We start from the raw sequence: 16,206 nt of genomic DNA, 5'->3' as shown, positions 1-16,206 counted from the left end.
TATACCGGGCCGTGGTGTATGCAGGTTGGAGGGCTGCGCCCGGGTGCGGGTTCAAAGTGATTCCATTCACTTTGAGGGATGAGGCAGGCTCAGGCGGTGCGACGTCTGATGCTGGACTCCAGGGTGCTGGAAGGAGTGAACACCATGTCGTAGCCGCCGCCGTCATCCATGAAGCGTTGAATGCCGGCTTGCTGTTCCCGACCCAATGTATAGACGTTAGCCGTGCCTGCGGTGGCAGGCTGCAGCCTGGTGCCACCTAAGGCGTGGTCCAGCGACAGAGAGTTGGAGTGGTAGAGGTACAGTTGGCCGTCGGGGGCTTTTTGAATATAGGCAGCGTGCACGATTTTGTCCTTGTTATAGCCGCGCCGGCTGACAAAGGTAACGATGCCTGATTCGGTAAGGTCGGCTGCATTAAAGCTGCCTTTCAGGGTGTCCGGGCGGATTTTCATCATGCGGTTATAGGTCTGTGATCCGCCATTGAGTACTTCGGGAATGATCATCTTGAACGCCGTGTCAGTGATCTTTCTGTCGGCCTGGGCGGCGCGTAACGCGGTCGCATAACAAATGTCCAGATGGGTATTCTTATCCAGTTTTTTATACAACGTCTTCATGTTTTCGCTGAGTTCACCACTGGAAAGCACCTTGGCCTGAAAGTTCTCCAGCGGCGGCCCGAAGGGTTTTTGCGTGGCTGGGTTGATGGCGTGCCATTGACCGGTCACTTCATCCAGCTTCGCGAGTGCGCCAACATCACTTGCGCCGTTGACGCCCCCGAGTGTGCCTTCGGCGATATTCGGTTTTTTCGTCAGTGCGGCGATATCAACCTTCGTCAACGCTGCGCGCGCGCGGGAAACGCCACGGTGGCCTAGCTTGAAAGCCCCGCGCGCCAGGTCATCAAGACCGCTCAAAGGGTTAAGCGCGCCTACCGTCGCACGGCCGAGGATTTTGCCCGCATGGACGACCCTGGATAATGCCGAAGCGCCGACTGACAGTGCTTTTGCTCCCTTCAAGGCCGCGCCCAGACCTACCGCAAAACCGAAGATGTCGAAGGCCAGATCCACGAAGCCTTCAAGGGTTTTTCCGTCGATAAAATTCTTGATCGCCGACCGAAACGGGATCAGGTTGAGCACAATCTCTTCGACAATCCTGTAAGTGGGCACTTGCGTTTCAAAGGTTGTAGCGCCTTTGGCGTAGCGCTTTACCGCAGGCAGCTCCATGTCGGCGATGACCGCCTCGGCGAGATACCGGGTGCGTTCACTGCCGTAGCTGTAGGGAGCGCCGTTTTCGCCCTTTTTTTCATCCGTCAGCCCGGGTGCAAACTTCCCGCCGGGCGTTACAGCGTCGTATCTTTTTCCTTTGGAAGGAAACCAACCGTCGGTGGGTGGGTGCTCCTTATAGGCCATGCCCGGTCGCTTGGTGATGGTGCCCTTCAATCGATTGATGGCATAAGTCACCGATGTACCGTTGCGCACGGTTTCAACAAGTACAGTGCCTTTTTCAACCGGGAGCGGATGATCGTTTCGCCAGTAGTCGATTTGCGTACGGACGGTTATTTTTCCAAATTCCAGATTTTTCCGGTCTTCCAGTGGCAGGTTTGAAACCAGGGTTTTTATTTGCGCCGCGGTCGTCTTTTTTACCGCGTTCTCGTAATCGGCAAATGCTGTTTCGAACGGCTGCCGTGGGGAGGGTAAATCCTTGATTTTTGCCAGCACATCCTTGATGTCGATTCCGTTTGTCAAAGCGTCCCAAGTGCCGGGCGTAACCTCGTCGCCAATCGCTGGCAAGATCACCCCGGGCAGCAACTTCAGCCAATACACCCCCTCGCTCAAATTTCCGTCCGGCGCGTGCCTCAGGAAGCGGCCGTCGATAAACAGATCGAGTATCGAGTAGGGCCCCGGGAAGTCCTTGTTGGAGGGTTTGAGCTCAATGCATTTTGCTTCGAACAGTTTTGGGTCCATGTCCGGCAGGGCTGTCTTCAACTGTTCCAGTGCGACCGCGCTGGTGGTGGGCATGGGTGGAATCTGCGTTTCTGCGGCCTCGCGCAGTTCGCGTATCTGGTTGTTGAAGGCGTTACAGACGTCGGTTATCGCACTTTCGGTCGTCGGATAGCGCATGCCGTTTGCGACAGCCCAGTCCTTGATCGCAGCTTGCTGGGCCGTGTACTCGACCTGGCGCTCGTGATCGTTAATCGGCGCAGCGCTCGCGTGCAGCATGACCTGCGCATAACTCATTCCTGAGGTTGCTCCAGGTGCTTTCGCTTCGATGCGGGCAACAGCCGTGGTAAAGCTGACCCAGCTGTGGGAGCCGACCTTCACCTGTTCGGGGATGTCCTTGACCAGAAACTGCGGCGCTCGGCTCGCCAGCATCAGGTGAGCCCGGAGCGTTGCCGTGTCGGCGGACTCGGCGTTGCCGTTGGCGAGCAGGTATTCAGCGAGCTCTTTGACGATGATCGAGGGCCTCTTGTCTGCGTTTTTTGCGGTGACCAGTGTGTAGCCCTCTATATGGGGCTGTGTCTGGCGAGTATCTTCACCCTCAATCTCAATGCTGCTCTCCAGGTTTATCGCTGCCAGCAGCCAGTCACCGGGGCTGCCCTTGATGCCGCTCTGCTCAAAAAAGGCCTGAATAGCCTCGCCCAGTGCCTTGCCCTCGGGGGAACTGAGGAGGTCATTGATCAGACGCCGCGGATAGCCCAGTTCTTCAGGGGAAATGGACCTGTCTCCCAGCAGATAAGCAAGAACAGTTTCATCGGCGGGCACTCTCACATTGCCGAGGCGAGCTGAGTGTATGGCCTGTTTCAGTTGACTCTGTCTGTCCCGATCAAGTGGTTCGGGCCAGGACAGTGCTCCCCCCAGGTCGCCATGGGCCGGTGAGGTGAGGACAGGAGTGGTCAGAACTGTCGCCAGGTTCTCCAACTGCTCGTGATTCGTTGGAATGTCCCAGCCGTGATCCTTGAGCAGTTGCAAAAGGCTGACCTGGTTCCATTTGCCGGTTTTATCCGGGTAGTAGGAAGCATGTTCAGAGAGATAAACGGGCTTCTTCAATTCATCTTCGATCTGACCGTCGTAGTCGATGCCATGTTTCACGGTGTTCGCCAGATGTTGCAGTGTGGTGGCGGCGACGTGGCGGGTGTAGATATCGGCGAGTACTGATTGATGCGTTTGGAGTGCATCTTCGCTGCGCGCTGTGATCAACGCTTGGCGGGTGTTCGGGTCGAGTGGCTTGAAGTTCTGATCGCGCTCGATGGTCTGCGCGCGCTGGCGCATTTCGAACGCTGTCAGTGCTTTGGGTTCTTGATGGAAACGTCCGACTATCCACCCCGGAACGGGTTCATCGAGCTCGGTTGCAGGTGGCGTGAAGGCGGTCCCCACACTGAGTACACGAGCGGCTTCGATAATGGGTCCGCTGATTGCGCGCCAGTGAGCATCGTCTTGGCCCACTGTGTGCAATTTTCCCTTGGCCATGAAGGAGACTTCGCCCGTCCGTGGGTCGAGTGTGATCGAGGCGGGGTTGATGCCTTTTTCTTCAAGCCACTGGCGCACATCGGTGGATTGGAAAGCGTCACGTAATTGGCCCCACCATTGGCCGAAGGTGGAGTGGGGAGGCACGTTGTTGATCGTCGGGGGGTGCTGCTTTGAGCCGCCTCAAGGAGCGCGTCGCGGTATTGCATGGCCAATTCGCGGTCACCGTCGGCGCGAGAAGTGCTCGGTTCGGGTTGCGACCGGGTGTCGTGCTGGTGTCTGGAGAATGGCTGCCAGGAGGCGGGTGTAAAAGTCGATAACGGCTGACTGAATACCTGGTTAAGGTTGGAGAATCTGTGCATGGAAAGCGCCTTGAGATTGAGTGGTATCAATCATCTGTAGCGTCTGTCGCGTCATTGATTCCCTCGCTCGACCACGCGGTTGATGAGTTTGTGTTTCGACTCAAGCCGATCCGCATTCAGGCAGGCTCATTCCTGTGGCGAGCAAGTTCCCTGTGCTTACTTGACCCGGTCCCGCAACAGCCGTTCCAGCGTTTCCACCGGCAACGGTCGGCTAAACAGATACCCCTGAATCTGGTCGCAGCCGGCCTCTTTCAGGAACGTCAACTGCGCCTGGGTCTCGACACCCTCTGCGACAACTCGCAGGCTCAGGCTGTGGGCCAGTTCGATGATGGTGCGCGTGATCGCCGCATCCTGCGGGTTGGTGGTGACTTCGCGAATGAACGCGATGTCGATCTTCAGCGTATCGATGGGAAAACGTCGCAGGTACGCCAGGCTTGAGTAGCCGGTGCCGAAGTCATCGATGGAAATCTTTACTCCCATGGCGCGCAGACGTTGCAGGCTGGCGATGGTGTGCTCGGTGTTTTCCATCAGCGAGCTTTCCGTGAGTTCCACCTCCAGCCAGCGCGCCTCAACCCCGGTGGTGGCCAAAATGCGCTCGATATCGGCGATTAGGTCACCCTCGATCAATTGATGACCGGATACGTTGACCGACACTTCCACCGCGCCAATGCCGTTGAGCTGCCACGTGGCAATCTGTTGGCACACACGCTCGATCACCCAGCAGCCCACGGGCACGATCAGGCCAAGGTCTTCCAGCAGCGGCACAAACACGGCAGGTGAGACCGGGCCATAACCGGGCCGATCCCAGCGCAGCAGGGCCTCAAGCGCACAGACTTCGCCATTGGCCAGCTCGACCTTGGGCTGGTAGTGCAAGGCAAACTCATTGCGTTCAACCGCTGCACGCAGGGCGTATTCCAGGTCCTGGCGGGCCAGGTCATGCACATTCATCTGCGCGCTTGGACTGGTGTGTTTCAGCAACTGCTGTTCGAGCATCAGGTTGTGCTGTCTGAGCTGATCGCTGTGGGCTTTCAGTCGCAGCAGGTTACGCACTCGCAGCCACAGCTCCAGGCGCTCCACCGGTTTGGTGATGAACTCCTCGGCACCGCTTTGCAGGCCATTGACCCGCGCCTCGGATTCGCTGAGCGCCGAGAGCATGATGATCGGGATATTCGCGGTGGCGGGATTGCCCTTGAGCTGGCTGGCCACTTCGTAGCCGTCCATGCCGGGCATCATGACGTCCAGCAACACCAGGTCGGGCGGGTTGCTGGCCACCAGGTGCAAGGCCTCTTCACCGCTGGCGGCGCTCAGGGTCAGGTAGCCCTCGTGATGCAGCAGGGTTTCCAGGAGTTTGCGTATATGAGCGTCGTCATCAACGATCAACAGCGTTGCGGGTGAGCTGGCCATGGAGAGGACTCATGCTAGAGGTGTAATGGACGGGTTCAGCAGGGTGTCGATCACCTGGTACAGCTCCTTGTAGCGCAGGGGTTTGATCACATAGGCGTCGCAACCGGCCAGGCGGGTTTTTTCCCGGTCCTCTTTCATGGCCATGGCGGTGAGGGCGATCACCGGGATATGCGCGGTATGTGGGTCTTGCTTGAGCAAGCGTGTTGCAGCCAGGCCGTCCATGCCAGGCAGTTGAATGTCCATCAGAATCAGCGCCGGTTGTAGCTCGCGCGCCATGGTCAGGCCACTTTCGGCGTCGGCGGCCCACAACACGCTGTGGCCGGCATTCACCAGCAGCAGACGAGCCAGGCGCATGTTGGCTTCGTTGTCTTCGACGATCAGGATTGCGGCCATGTGGCCTCCAGAGTCCGGTGCAGCGGCAGCCATACCACAAAGCGCGCACCTAGGCCTTCGCGGCTGGCCACGGCAACGCTGCCGCCATGCAGGTCGGTCAACTGCTTGACCATCGCCAGGCCAAGACCTGTGCCTTCAAATTTGCGCGCCAGGCTGCTGTCGATCTGGCTGAAGGCCTTGAACAGTTTGCCCATGTCGTCCCTGGCAATACCGATGCCGGTATCGCTGACGCTCAATTCGAGAAACTGTGTGTGCGAGCCGGGCGGTAACGCAAAGTTGTGCACTGGCCAGTCGCCGGGCACCAGGCCGACCTGATGGCGACTGACTTCGCGCACGGCCAGGGTCACCGAGCTGCCGTGTTCGCTGAATTTGACCGCATTGGCGAGCAGGTTGTAGACGATCTGTTTGGTCTTGCGCAGGTCCAGCTCAAGCCAGCCGAAATCGTCCGGGCTGTCGAGTTTTAGCTGGATACGCTGCAGCGCGGCTTTTTCGCGCACGATCAACAGACTGTTGGCCAGCAAGCCCGACAGTTCAACGGCTTCCAGCTCCAGGTCCATCATCCCGGCCTCGACTTTGGACAGGTCGAGAATGTCATTGATCAGCGACAGCAAGTGCTGGCCGCTGGTGAAAATGTCGCCGATGTATTCGCGCTGGGTCTCGCTCATGTCGCCCACCAGCCCATCCTTGAGGGCTTCGGAAAAGCCGATCACCGCGTTTAACGGCGTGCGCAACTCATGGGACATGGTGGCGAGGAATTCGGACTTCATGTGGCTGGCGTGTTCCAGCTCCAGGTTCTTTTCTTCGAGGGCGCGTTCGAAGCCTTTGCGCTCGGCTTCTTCCTGCTTGCGTGCAGTGTTGTCGGTACCGATCAACAGGTAGCCGATGATCATGTCATTGCGGTTGCGTAACGCTGTCACCGAGACCATGGCTGACAAGCGGCTGCCATCCTTGCGGATATACGTCAGCTCGTAAATGTCTTCGATACCCCGCGAGGCCTTGAACACCAGCGCCTCGAAGCCGGGGGTGATGGGCGTGTCGAGCTCCAGGCTGAGCGCGGCGGCGCGGGTGATCAGCTCGGCCGGGTCAGAGATGTCGGCAGGGGTGATGCGGTTGACCACGTCGGCGGCGGCATAGCCGAGCATGCGTTCGGCGCCGACGTTGAAGATCTGGATCACGCCTTTTTCATCGGTGGCGATGCTGGAGAAATACGCGCTGTTGAAGATGGCATCCTGCAACGCGCCGGTCTTGAGCAGGGTTTTCTGGCGTTTGAACTCGACGATCTTTTCGGCGCGCGATTGCGACGGTGTGGGTGACGGTGTATCCATCGCTTGGGCGTTCCATGCTATTGAGACCCGACACCGAAAACGCCGATGTCGCAGAGCATGCTCACAGAAGATCGCCTGGGGGCGATGATGAGGAGATGAAGTCTTTGGACAATAGCAGAGATTATGGCGTTTTGATGGCCGAAACCGCTTTACCGGAAATCTTTCGCCCTCAATCGAATGGAATGACGTTTCTCGGGGTCTGCTTTTCGATCAGCATTAAACGGCTATGTAAGGCCGATGAACTTTAGACCGGCGATATCGTCGCCAGTAGGCCTATACCAATGGTCAGTACCAGAAAACCGAACAGAAAAAGTGCCATCTTGGTCATGAGGCCTCCGAGAGGTTGGGCGACAGGAATGTCGGGTTGGCGCCATTGTCCATCTGCAGCCGTTTTCGGTACAGAGGCAGCTGGCGAATATAAAACCGTATCAGATTGCGATTTGTCGAATGAAGCAAGGGCTTGAAAGAGGTGACTGTTTACCCACCGGTTGAGACAGCCAGCCGATTTGCCCCTAAGATGGCGCCCACGGAATCAACAATAAAAGTGGGCCAACCCTGCGATGGAAAGACGTCAATTCAGCGGCGGCATGAAAGGCAAGAACCTGCGTTACCTCAACGAAAATCCCGGGCGGTTGGCCTCGGTCGCTCGCGTCGGCTTTCTGTTGCTCGAACACTTTTCCCTGCCAGCATTCACCCAGACCCTCGATACCCTGGTCACCGCCAACCTGCTGCGCCCCGAGTTGTTCGCCTCGCGCACCTTCGGCTGGGGTGAGGGCGAAGTTATCAGTGACCTGGGCCTGGTGATTCGCCCTGACGCCGTACTTGATGCGGCGGCGTTGCATGACCTGGACCTGCTGGTGATATGCGGCGGCTTTCGCACCGAGCTCAAGGCCAGCGAAGACTTCATCCATCTGTTGCGCAGCGCCGCTGAACAAGGCATCAGCCTCGCCGGGTTGTGGAATGGCTCCTGGTTTCTGGGGCGCGCCGGGTTGTTGCAGGGTTATCGCTGCGCAATTCACCCGGAGCACCGGCCGGCACTTGCGGAAGTGTCCAAGGCGGCTCAGGTCACCAGCGAACCCTTCGTGATCGACCGCGACCGCCTCACCGCCTCCAGCCCTTCGGGCGCCTTCCATATGGCGCTGGACTGGATCAAGAGCCTGCATGGCAAGGCGCTGGTTGAAGGTATCGAAGATATTCTGGCGTTCGAGGAGTCACGCTATCGGCGCATCAAACCGACCGAGAACGTCTGCGTCAGCGCGCCGCTGCGCGAAGTGGTCAAGTTGATGGACGCCAACCTTGAGGAACCTCTCGAACTCGACCAACTTGCCGTTTACGCCGGCCGTTCCCGGCGTCAGCTCGAACGGCTGTTCAAGGAGCAACTGGGCACCACGCCGCAGCGCTATTACATGGAACTGCGCGTCACCGAGGCGCGACGGCTGTTGCAGCATACCGAGTTGTCACAGGTGGATGTGCTGGTGGCGTGCGGGTTTGTATCGCCGAGTCATTTCAGCAAGTGTTACAGCGCGTATTTCGGATATCGCCCCTCCAAGGAGAGGCGGTTGGTGAAGTAGCCTGTGTGTCGTTGAGGAATTAGCTCAGGGAGTACGCATGGCTATAACGCTTTTGGATCGCTATCGTGGCAGTTTGCTTGGCTTGGCCTGTGGCGACGCAGTTGGGACGACGGTCGAATTCATGCCCCGAGGCTCATTCGCGCCCGTGGTTGATATGGTCGGCGGAGGGCCTTTCAAGCTCAAACCTGGCCAATGGACGGACGATACATCGATGGCACTCTGCCTGGCGCAGAGCTTGTTGCAGAGTGGAGGGTTTGACGCGGCGGATCAGATGGCGCGTTACCTTAAATGGTGGGCGCATGGGGATTTGAGCTCCACAGGCGAATGTTTTGATATTGGGATGACGGTTCGTCAAGCGTTGGCGGACTTCCAGAAAAATGGCAATCCATTTGCAGGCTCTACGGACCCATATTCCGCAGGCAATGGCTCAATGATGCGCTTGGCGCCTGTGGCCCTGTTTTACTTTCCTGATCGTCAGCAGGTCCGCGCATTCACGGCAGACAGCTCTCGCACCACCCATGCGGCGCAGGAGGCGATTGAGTGTTGTCTGTTACTGGCTGAAGCGATCAGTAATGCATTGAGTGGGGCTGCTAAAGCTGATGTGCTTCGGTTTCCCAATCTCTCCCTGTCGGCACCGAAAGTGTCGGCTATCGCAGGCAGTGAATATCAAGCGAAGTCGAGTAACGACATTGTGGGTTCCGGTTATGCAGTGGCTTCCCTGGAGGCTGCGTTCTGGTGCTTCCATCACACCCATTGTTTCGCCGACGCAGTACTCGAAGCGGCAAATCTGGGCGATGACGCCGATACAACCGCTGCCATCGTTGGGCAATTGGCCGGCGCTCACTACGGAATTCAAGGCATTCCTTCCGGATGGATGGAGAAACTGTGGATGCGCGATGAGATTCAACACATTGCCGAGGCATTGTTCAGGGCTGCCGCCACCTGGACTCAAAACCCTTAAGCAGGCCGAGGCCTCTGTGGCGAGCGGGCTTGCCCCGCGTTGGGGTGCGAAGCGCCCCCAACCAAGGAAAACGCGGTGTACCTGACACTGCGTGGGGCATGGTTTTGGGGCTGCTGCGCAGCCCAATGCGGGGCAAGCCCGCTCGCCACAGTAAGGCCCGCTTCCAGGATTTGATTCTGATTTTTAATCCCTCAGAACCTTGAAAGACGATACGACGCCCATTGCGGGACGCGCTGATGAGACAGCATTTGTCCAATCATCTGCGCTGTCACCGCGGCCTGGGTCAGCCCCAGATGCTGGTGACCGAACGCGAGCAGCACCTTGCCCTCACAGACTTGATCAATGATCGGCAGCGAGTCCGGCAGTGACGGCCGAAACCCCATCCAGGGGGTGGCGTCGTGACGGTTCAAGTCTTCGCGGAACAGGCCCTGGCTTAGGCGGTGCAGTTGCCATGCGCGTCCCATGTTGGCGGGGCGGTCCAGTCCGGCGAATTCCACCGTGCCGGCCAGGCGCAGGCCGCTGCTCATGGGGGTCATGATGAACTTGCGTTCCAGCGAGGTGACAGCAAACGGCAGCCTGCCGTGCTCGTGGGGCAGCATCAGGTGGTAGCCGCGTTCCGTGTCCAGCGGTACTTTCTTGCCGGTCAGGGCCGCCGTCAGTTTGGCGGAGTGGGCGCCGCAGGCAATCAGGACCTGCCGTGCGGTGAGGGTTCCCTGGTCGGTCGTCAGCGTGACTCCATCGCCGTCAATCCGTCCATCGAGCACCTTGCGCTGGATAAAACGTACACCGTTGGCCTTGGCAGCATTAACCAGCGCACGCACCACTGTGTAGGGATCGATAAAGTGCCCGGTGCCCGGAAAAAACAAACCGCCCTGGATGCGCTCACTCAACTGCGGCGCACCCGCCCGGACCGCATCGCCCGGCCAGAAGGTCACCGGTACGCCGTGTTGCTGCACGCGCTGCTGCAAGGTATCGATGGCGCTTCGCGAATCGGCTCGCTCGAATACCAGCAACGAGCCGTCGTTGCGCAGTAGTTGTGGCTGTCCGATGGACTCAAGCAGGCGGCGCCAGGCGTCCAGGCTGCCTTCATTCAGGGCCCGAAGACCTGCCACTGTGCGTCGATAGGAGTCCGGTCTCAGGTTGAGCAGCAGCCGGGCGAACCAGGGCAGGGCGCGGGGCAGGTATTTCCAGTCCAGGCGCAGCGGGCCCGTGGGGTCCAGCAGCATTGCGGGAAGGTGTTTGAGGATCGCCAGATCGGCGATGGGAAACACCTGCTCGGTCGCAAGATGGCCGGCGTTACCGTACGAGGCGCCCATGCCCGGCCCCTGCGCGTCGATCACCAGCACCTGGCGTCCTTGCCGCGAGAGTTGCAGAGCACAGGCAACACCGATGATGCCGGCGCCGACGACGGCGATGTCTGGCGGGGTGTGATCGCACATGGCCTGTTCGCTCCTACACCGACACCTCGGCCGTCCAATTGACATACCAGTTGCGGAACAATGTGTATTGCTGCTCGGCATAGTGCCGCTGGGCATCGCTGAGCTTATCGGTCTCGTTGAAGTGCAGTGCGTAACCCTCGTCCCCGTTGAGCACCATCAGATGCTTGTAATACAGCACCAGGTCGCAGCCTTCATCGAAGGACGACAGCACCGCCAGTGCCGTTTCCAGCTCGCGGGCCAGACGCCCAGCCTTTGCGTCGCCCAGTGCGGCTTTCTGGCTCAGCGCCACCAGTTGCAGCACTTCCCGGGGCAAGGCGTTGCCGACCCCGGTGATGGCACCGGTGGCATTGCAATTGACGAAGCCATGCACCACCTGGGTGTCGACGCCGACCATCAGGGTTACGTTGTCGTCCTGGGACGTGATGTTTTCTGCGGCGTAGCGCAGGTCGGCGGCGCCGCCGAACTCTTTGAAGCCGATCAGGTTCGGGTGCTGGCGGCGCAGTTCGAAAAACAGCTCGGCACGCGTTGCGAAACCGTAGTAAGGGCTGTTGTAGATCACCGCCGGCAGGTTCGGCGCTGCATTGAGGATCGCTGCGAAATGGGCCTTTTGCGCGGTAGCGGATGCGCCTCGGGATAGTACGCGGGGAATCACCATCAGGCCGTGGGCACCGACCTTGGCGGCATGCGCTGCATGGGCCACGGCCTCATGGCTGTTCACCGCGCCAGTACCGACGATGGTTGGCACACCCGCGGCCACCAGGCGCGCCACGCCTTCCTGGCGCTGGGCGTCGGTGAGCAGCGGCCAGTCGCCCATCGAGCCGCAGTACACCACGGCGCTCATGCCGATATCGATCAGCTCACGGCCTTTGGCGACCAACGCGTCGAAGTCGGGCGTGCGCGCGGGGGTGCAGGGCGTCATGAGGGCAGGAATGCAGCCGCTGAAGATGTTGTGGGTCATTGTCGCAACTCCTTGTGTCAGACGAATAGGGTCGGGGCGCAGATGCCCCAGGCAAAAGGGTCCTGCTCGTCGATCAGCAGCACGCTGTCGGCGGTCACGTAGGCGCGGCCGGTGATGAAGGGCCGCACCTGCTCGCCATCCCATTCATAACGGCCCTCGAATTGGCTGCCGGTAATACCGGCCTGTAACCAGATGTCGCCTTCGGCGAGTTTCCCGTCTGCGGCCAGGCAGGCGAGCTTGGCGCTGGTGCCGGTACCGCAGGGCGAGCGGTCGTAGGCTTTGCCAGGGCACATGACGAAGTTGCGGCTGTCGGCCTGGGCGTCATCGGCGAACAATTCGACATGGTCGATCAGCGCACCTTCCGCCCCGTGAATGCCCTGATCCTGAAGGGCCTTGAGCAGCGTCCAGGTGTAGTCGCTGAGCGCCTCGACATGGCTCATGTGCAACGCCTGGCCGTGGTCAGACACCAGGAAAAACCAGTTACCGCCCCAGGCGATATCGCCATGTACCAGGCCATGGCCGGGTACCTGCACCGCAACCTGTTTGCGGTAGCGCCAGGCGGGCACATTGCGCAGAGTAACGGTGCCGTCGACGTGCAGCGTGGCAGTTACACTCCCGACCGGTGTGTCGATGAGGTGGTCGCCGGGGCTGATATGGCCAAGAAAATGCAATGAAGCCACCAGGCCGATGGTGCCGTGGCCGCACATGCCAAGGTAACCGGCGTTGTTGAAGAAGATCACCCCACAGGTGGCTCCTGGCGTCACCGGCTGGCAATACAGCGCGCCCACCAGCACATCGTTACCGCGCGGTTCCAGCAGGCAGGCGCGACGCCATTGATCGTGGTGTGTGCGCAGGTTTTCGAGCTGGGCGGCCATGGTGGTACCGGCCAGTGCAGGAAAGCCGTTGAGGACCAGGCGCGTGGGTTCGCCTCCGGTGTGGGAGTCGATGACATGCAATCGTTTCATGGAGCGCTCCGTCAGTGCACGTTGCCGGGAGAAGTCATGGCCGCGTCTTCTTGTGACGGGCATAGCCTGAACGCGTCGGCCGGGCACCGATTGATGCTTTGCCTAATTATGGATGACGATTTCGGCACAATGACCGTGCTCGACAGCGCTGCGGGCATGGCGCAATCTGCTGGACGTCGACGTATGAGTGGGGCAGTCAAATTCATGTTGCACAGCACGTTTGCGACCTTTCTCCAGGGCAATCGCCCCCCGAGCATCGAACACTTGCTGTCCGGCGTGGCGCAACTATTACCGCTGCTGGACGCGATACCCAATGCGACGATCTTCATCAAGGACAGCGATGCCCGCTACGCGCTCGCCAACCGCACGCTGGTGCAGCGCTGCGGCCTGAAGCAGATGCAGGCGCTGTTGGGCAAGACCAGCGCTGAAGTGTTTCCCGCGCAACTGGGCCCCGGCTATACCGAGCAGGATCGGCGCGTGCTGCAAGCGGGCGTGGTGCTTGAAGACCAGTTGGAGTTGCATCTCTACGGCAGTCACGAGCCCGGCTGGTGCCTCACTCACAAATGGCCCCTTTACAATGATGTCGGCCATATCATTGGCCTGGCGGGTATCTCGGTCGATCTGCAATCGGCGAGCGAAACCCATCCGGCCTACCAGCGGCTGGCGGCGGTCGACAAACACATCCGCACGCACTTCCACCGCCGCGTGCCCCTTGGGGAACTGACGCGTATCGCGGGAATTTCTGTGGCGCAACTGGAGCGCTACTGCAAGCGCGTGTTCCAGCTCACGCCTCGGCAGATGATCCAGAAGGTGCGGCTGGAGCATGCTCATCGACTGTTGCTGCATTCAGAGCTGCCGATTACAGAGGTAGCGTTGCAGTGCGGTTACACCGATCACAGTGCGTTTACCCGCCAGTTCAAATCCTCCACCGGGTTCACTCCGAGGCAGTATCGACAGGCCTCGGAGTGATATTTCAGCTGTGCGTGCACTCAGAAGCTCTGGCCCAGGGAGAACTGGAATATCTGCGTATCTGCATTTTCGGGCGTGCGAATCGGATAGGCCAGGTTGAAGCTCAGTGGGCCCAGCGCGCTGTACCAGGTGACGCCGACACCCACCGAACTGGCCATCTGGCCGAGCCCGATGGTGCCGCATCCCTGGGTGGTACTCAGGTAGCACTTGTCCGAGTAAACGCTGCCTACGTCCCAGAACACCGAGGTGCGCAAGGATTTGGTGTCTTTGACGAACGGTATGGGGAACAGGTATTCCATGCCCCCAGTGATCAGGACGTTGCCACCCAGCGCATCGCGGTCACGGTCGGTGTAGTACGCCTGACCCTGGCTGGAATAGGCTCCGGTCGCGGGCGTGTTGCGGGGCCCGAGCGTACCGCTTTTGAAACCGCGCACTGAGCCTTCGCCGCCGGCGGTGTAGTTTTCATAGAAGGGCAGGCCATCGGTGGAACCGTAGCCATTGGCATAGCCGAGCTTGGTATGCAGGCGCAGGGCAGTGTCAGTGCTCAGCGGCACGAACGTCTGGCCGGTATAGTCGAGCTTGTAGAAGCTGAGGTCGCTGCCGGGCACTGTCACCGTCATGTTCAGGCTCTGCGAGTGCCCGCGTGTGGCGAGGATACCTTTGTTCAGGGTCGATTCCGACCAGCCAAGTTCAGCCTTGAAGTTGGTGAACGCCTTGCCCTCACGGCCAATGAACTCATAGATTTCATCGGCGCTGTAGGTGCCCGGCTCAATACTGTCGCGTTGTGCCGTAAGTCCAAAGCTCAAACGCGAAGTTTCGCTGATCGGGTAGCCGATTTTCGCCCCCACGCCAAAACTGTTGAGCGCGTAATAGGAGCGTCCATTGTCGTAATAGTTGTTGTAATCGGTCTTGCTGTAAAACCCGTTGTAACCCAGGCTTACGCCATCCTTCGTGAAGTAGGGGTCGGTAAAGCCCAGGTTGTATCTGCTCTGGTAGGTGGAGCGGGTCAGGCCCAGGCTGGCGTAATTCCCGCTGCCGAGAAAGTTGCGCTGGCTGATCGACCCGCTCAGGATCAGCCCGGCGCTCTGGGCGAACCCCACGCTGGCGGTAATCGAGCCGGACGATTGCTCCTCCACGCTGTAGTTCACATCCAACTGGTCATCTGTGCCCGGCACTGGCGGCGTTTCGACATTGACCTCCTTGAAGAAACCCAGGCGTTCAAGACGTACCTTGGACTGGTCGATGAGGAACGTGGATGCCCATCCTCCCTCCATCTGGCGCATTTCGCGGCGCAGCACCTGATCCTGGGTCTTGGTATTGCCGCGAAAATTGATGCGATTCACGTAGGCGCGCTTGCCGGGGTCGATGGCGAATACAAGGCTCACCGTATGATCGTCTTCGTGCACCTGAGGTACGCCGTTGACGTTGGCGAATGTGTAGCCTTCATTGCCGAGGCGGCGAGTAATCAGCTCGGCGGTGGTGGTCATCAGCTGCCGTGAAAATACCTGGCCCTTGCGCACCAGCAACAGGGACTGCACCTGGTCCTCGGGGATTTTCAGGTCACCGCTGAGTGTGACTTCGCGCACCCGGTAGCGGCGGCCCTCCTGAATGTTGACGGTAATGTAGACGTGCTTTTTGTCCGGCGTGAGGGAGACCTGGGTCGAGCTGATATCCATGTTGATATAGCCACGGTCCAGGTAGTAGGAGCGAAGTCGTTCAAGGTCGCCGGAGAGCTTCTCGCGGGCGTATTTGTCATCGTTCCTGAAGAACGACAGCCAGTTGCTGGTTTTCAGGGTGAATTGATCGGCCAGTTCTTCGTCGCTGAATACTGTGTTGCCGACCACGTTGATATGGCTGATGGCGGCGACGGCGCCTTCATCTATCGTGACTTTGAGCTCGACCCGGTTGCGTGGCAGGGTGATTACCTGCGCATCGACCGATGCCGAGTATCGGCCCTGGGCAACGTACTGGCGCGCCAGCTCGTTGCGCAGGCCTTCGAGGGTGGCACGCTGGAAAATCTCGCCTTCGCCCAGCCCGGCCTGTTTCATGCCTTTCAACAGGTCTTCGGTTGAGATTGCCTTGTTGCCTTCAATCGTGATGGTGGAAACCGTAGGGCGCTCCACGACATTGATGATCAGCACATCGTTGTCCCGCGCCAGCTGGATGTCCTGAAACAATCCGGTCTTGAACAGCGCGCGCGTGGCCTGCGCCAGTTGGCGGGCGTCCGCCTCTTCACCTATGTTTAGTGGCAGTGCACCGAAAACGCTGCCCGCAGAGACCCGTTGCAGGCCGTTGATACGGATATCCGAAATCGTCAGGGTTTGGGCCTGTAGCAATGAAATATCAAGCAATAGCGCAACCGTGCAGAGCAAGCGCGAAGAAATCATCAAAATCTTTCCAGAAC

General features: G+C 59.4%; 11 protein-coding genes. 3 read left to right on the top strand and 8 right to left on the bottom strand.

What is annotated here, in order from left to right:
* Positions 1 to 89 precede the first annotated feature (89 nt).
* The 4 genes from VRB54_RS12265 to VRB54_RS12250 form a co-directional block, all read right to left on the bottom strand.
* Positions 90 to 3,602, bottom strand: a complete 3,513-nt coding sequence (locus VRB54_RS12265) for a hypothetical protein (RefSeq protein ID WP_338477399.1) — start codon at positions 3,600 to 3,602, stop codon at positions 90 to 92.
* A 371-nt stretch (positions 3,603 to 3,973) separates the two neighbouring features.
* The gene (locus VRB54_RS12260; RefSeq protein WP_338477398.1) at positions 3,974 to 5,221 is read right to left on the bottom strand and encodes an EAL domain-containing response regulator; all 1,248 of its coding nucleotides are present in this window, start codon (positions 5,219 to 5,221) and stop codon (positions 3,974 to 3,976) included.
* A gap of 9 nt (positions 5,222 to 5,230) precedes the next feature.
* The gene (locus VRB54_RS12255) at positions 5,231 to 5,614 is read right to left on the bottom strand and encodes a response regulator (protein WP_209982158.1); all 384 of its coding nucleotides are present in this window, start codon (positions 5,612 to 5,614) and stop codon (positions 5,231 to 5,233) included.
* Positions 5,599 to 6,939 carry a PAS domain-containing sensor histidine kinase gene (locus VRB54_RS12250; protein WP_338477397.1) on the bottom strand — a complete coding sequence of 447 codons (1,341 nt, stop codon included), beginning with the start codon at positions 6,937 to 6,939 and terminating at the stop codon, positions 5,599 to 5,601. Before VRB54_RS12250 ends, VRB54_RS12255 begins: the two co-directional genes overlap by 16 nt.
* Before the next feature lie 587 nt (positions 6,940 to 7,526).
* Here VRB54_RS12250 and VRB54_RS12245 point away from each other — a divergent pair.
* Together VRB54_RS12245 and VRB54_RS12240 are read left to right on the top strand one after the other, a co-directional pair.
* Positions 7,527 to 8,510 carry a GlxA family transcriptional regulator gene (locus tag VRB54_RS12245; protein WP_338481098.1) on the top strand — a complete coding sequence of 328 codons (984 nt, stop codon included), beginning with the start codon at positions 7,527 to 7,529 and terminating at the stop codon, positions 8,508 to 8,510.
* A gap of 37 nt (positions 8,511 to 8,547) precedes the next feature.
* The gene (locus VRB54_RS12240) at positions 8,548 to 9,471 is read left to right on the top strand and encodes an ADP-ribosylglycohydrolase family protein (protein ID WP_338477396.1); all 924 of its coding nucleotides are present in this window, start codon (positions 8,548 to 8,550) and stop codon (positions 9,469 to 9,471) included.
* A gap of 191 nt (positions 9,472 to 9,662) precedes the next feature.
* Here the strand turns inward: VRB54_RS12240 and VRB54_RS12235 are convergent, their stop codons facing one another.
* From VRB54_RS12235 to VRB54_RS12225, 3 genes are read right to left on the bottom strand one after another with little or no spacing between them, the layout of a single operon-like run.
* Entirely contained in the window at positions 9,663 to 10,910 is a 1,248-nt protein-coding gene (locus tag VRB54_RS12235) for an FAD-dependent oxidoreductase (protein ID WP_338477395.1), read from the bottom strand.
* A 13-nt stretch (positions 10,911 to 10,923) separates the two neighbouring features.
* Positions 10,924 to 11,868: a dihydrodipicolinate synthase family protein gene (locus tag VRB54_RS12230; protein WP_338477394.1), complete on the bottom strand. Its 945-nt coding sequence runs from the start codon at positions 11,866 to 11,868 to the stop codon at positions 10,924 to 10,926.
* Between the two features lie 17 nt (positions 11,869 to 11,885).
* On the bottom strand, positions 11,886 to 12,833 hold the full coding sequence (locus VRB54_RS12225; RefSeq protein WP_338477393.1) for a 4-hydroxyproline epimerase: 948 nt from the start codon (positions 12,831 to 12,833) through the stop codon (positions 11,886 to 11,888).
* Positions 12,834 to 13,037: 204 nt separating this feature from the next.
* On the opposite strand from VRB54_RS12225, the gene VRB54_RS12220 reads away from it, so the two are divergent.
* Entirely contained in the window at positions 13,038 to 13,802 is a 765-nt protein-coding gene (locus VRB54_RS12220; protein WP_338481097.1) for an AraC family transcriptional regulator, read from the top strand.
* A 20-nt stretch (positions 13,803 to 13,822) separates the two neighbouring features.
* On the opposite strand, the gene bamA is transcribed toward VRB54_RS12220, so the two are convergent.
* A complete protein-coding gene (gene bamA / locus VRB54_RS12215; protein ID WP_338477392.1) occupies positions 13,823 to 16,189 on the bottom strand; it encodes an outer membrane protein assembly factor BamA in 2,367 nt (788 codons plus the stop codon).
* Between the last annotated feature and the right edge of the window lie 17 nt (positions 16,190 to 16,206).

It is taken from the genome of Pseudomonas trivialis (assembly GCF_036864995.1).
Classification (GTDB): domain Bacteria; phylum Pseudomonadota; class Gammaproteobacteria; order Pseudomonadales; family Pseudomonadaceae; genus Aquipseudomonas; species Aquipseudomonas trivialis.
Note: the sequence above shows the minus strand (reverse complement) of the source record. Positions and strands in the feature narration are given on the sequence as shown.